The organism is Acidimicrobiales bacterium (assembly GCA_036378675.1).
Taxonomy (GTDB): Bacteria; Actinomycetota; Acidimicrobiia; order Acidimicrobiales; family Palsa-688; genus DASUWA01.
On record DASUWA010000064.1, the window covers coordinates 1 to 2,146 of the forward strand.

3 protein-coding genes are annotated in these 2,146 nt (G+C 64.7%); all 3 read right to left on the reverse strand.

Annotation, left to right across the window (positions count from 1 at the left end; all coding sequences use genetic code 11):
* Positions 1 to 111: 111 nt before the first annotated feature.
* Genes VFZ97_19300 through VFZ97_19310 form a run of 3 tightly spaced genes read right to left on the reverse strand, consistent with a single transcriptional unit; the run spans position 112 to position 1,816 of the window.
* Positions 112 to 348 (reverse strand): hypothetical protein, encoded by a 237-nt coding sequence (locus VFZ97_19300; GenBank protein HEX6395587.1) that lies wholly within the window; start codon positions 346 to 348, stop codon positions 112 to 114.
* The gene (locus VFZ97_19305) at positions 345 to 860 is read right to left on the reverse strand and encodes a hypothetical protein (protein HEX6395588.1); all 516 of its coding nucleotides are present in this window, start codon (positions 858 to 860) and stop codon (positions 345 to 347) included. Before VFZ97_19305 ends, VFZ97_19300 begins: the two co-directional genes overlap by 4 nt.
* Positions 857 to 1,816, reverse strand: a complete 960-nt coding sequence (locus VFZ97_19310; GenBank protein HEX6395589.1) for an ATP-binding protein — start codon at positions 1,814 to 1,816, stop codon at positions 857 to 859. Before VFZ97_19310 ends, VFZ97_19305 begins: the two co-directional genes overlap by 4 nt.
* Positions 1,817 to 2,146 lie beyond the last annotated feature (330 nt).

Sequence of the window (2,146 nt, forward strand, 5' to 3'; positions counted from 1 at the left end):
GCATCGGTATCGTCTACCTCAGCGAGCAACGCATGCCAAAACTGGGGTGAGGACTCCTGCACTCGCGCCGACGGATTCTTGGAGGCCAGAAACGCGGCGAGATGGCACATCTCAACCGGGGTCATCCACGGTCACCTTCTGCGCTGGGCAGACCGGTGGTGTAGCGGAGCGGTTGTACTGCCGGCCCATTTCACTGAACTCGTATCGGGCGGCATCACGGACGCACTGCAACTGGTCGGCCCGCCTCTCAAAGGCCCATCCCGCGCAACGGTGGTGGCCGCCCTCAACAGCCAAGGACCACGGCGCGGGATCGAGTGAGTCCTTGCTCCGAACAGCATCGCCGGTCATGGACGAGTCCCCTCGAGAGAGAGCATCCGGTGCAGGTCCAGCTCGCCGCGGCGCCAAGCCCGGCTGACCTCCTGAGTGCCGCCGGGTACGGGGCGGAGGCTGAACGAGCGCGGTCCGGAGGACGGTATGGTCACCAGTCCTTCGACGGTCTCCCCGGTACGGGGATCGATGACCGGGTCGGCGGAGGGATCCAGTTCTGACAAGAACTTCCGCTGCCAGCTGGGGCGGACCCGTACCTGCGTCTCGATCTCGCCGGGGTAACGGTCTGCCACCCAGGCCACGAAGGCGGCCTCATCGCCGACGACGGTCGCCGACTTGGGATCGATGAGCGTAACGGTGGCGATTGGTGTGCCGTCGGGAAGCGTCACCCGTATCGACTTAAGGCCCACTTCGTCCCGCGCCTCGCGCAGGCCGGCGAAAACCCGAAGGCGAGCGGCCTCGTACTCAGCGTCTATGACGTCGCGCAGCGCCCTGAGCACAGCGACCGTGGTGGCGTCTTCCTTCAAGCTCACGGTGCTACCTTGTCCTTCGCGCCCCGTGGCTTGTCTTCCTCGCTCTGTTGCCCGCTGTCGTCCTGGACCTGCCTCCTGCCCCTCTCCTCGTTACCCCGCTGTACGATCAGGTCCCTGAGCGTGATCGGCTTGTCGTTAGAGCCTAGGACGACAGCCTCGAGCCAGTTATGCCGCGATGCCTCCTGGTAGAGGGCACGCAGCTGCTCGTAGGTGACATCGGGAGCGGTCGCGGTGGCCATACAGTCGAAGACGCTCGGGACGGGTTTGCCGGCATTGAGCCAAGCAAGGACCGAGTCGGCGAATTCCGCACCGGGCTTGCGGATCACGAGCCCAGACAGCGGCTTTGCCCGGGACTTGGAAATTACCAGGACGTTTTCGTAGTCAAGGTCACCGACGATGTCGAACTCGTACTCGATGCCTTCCCGCTGCTCGGGTTTGAGCCCGATCTTGCGCGGCACCTTACGGCCACGCTCGTCGGTCTCCACCACGTAGTCGGTCTTGGTCCGCATGGTAACGATGACGTGGCCTGGGTAGGCGAGCAGCGCTTCGATCATCGCTCGTTCCATGGGGCGGACGTCTTTCCAGCCGGCAAAGCTGTTCCCCGCGCCGGCACGCCTCGCGGCGTTGTCGACCTGCTCGAGCATTCCGCCGGCGCCGGACCAGAAGTGCGAAAGGGAGTCGACGATCACCACCTCGTAACCTCCGTGGGCGGCCACGGCGAGCGCGTCGACGAGCGCCGTCGGCTCGAACGTCGCGAACTGCAGCGTGTCGAAGGCGAACTCGTCGGCGTACTTGGAGGCACTGCCGTGCTCGGTGTCGATCACAGCGACCCGGTCGGCCAGCCTGGTGCCGATGAGCAGCGCGGTGTAGGTCTTGCCAGACCCGGTAGGCCCAGTGAGCGCGATACGGGCCTTGGCCTGCTCCTTGGTGGCGGTTCTGAAGGTGAGCTGAGTCATCCGCCTTTCCCTCCGTGATGTCCCGGGTGCGCGGTCGGGAAGGAGCCGATGGCAGGCACGGCATCACCGCTGGTTTCGATCCAGACCCCGCACACGTGTTCGAGATCCCTACTGTAGGGACAGATAGGGATATATGTCAATTAATGATGCTTGACATCACTACTTGGCCTTATCTAGCCTCAGATTAGGCACCACGGAGTCATCTTCGCCCCGGCCGATGGCCGGACACACCCCGATACCTGGGGACAGACGCCGTTCTGCTGGGAACCGTGCATGGGCGCGGCGGAGTGAGTCCCGGGACCAGCCGAACGGGTCGGGCCTCCGGAACGC

What these genes read in the sequence shown, in the direction of transcription:
- VFZ97_19300 (HEX6395587.1), bottom strand. Translation starts at nt 348, where the DNA reads ATGACCGGCGATGCTGTTCGGAGCAAGGACTCACTCGATCCCGCGCCG.
- VFZ97_19310 (HEX6395589.1), bottom strand. Translation starts at nt 1,816, where the DNA reads ATGACTCAGCTCACCTTCAGAACCGCCACCAAGGAGCAGGCCAAGGCC.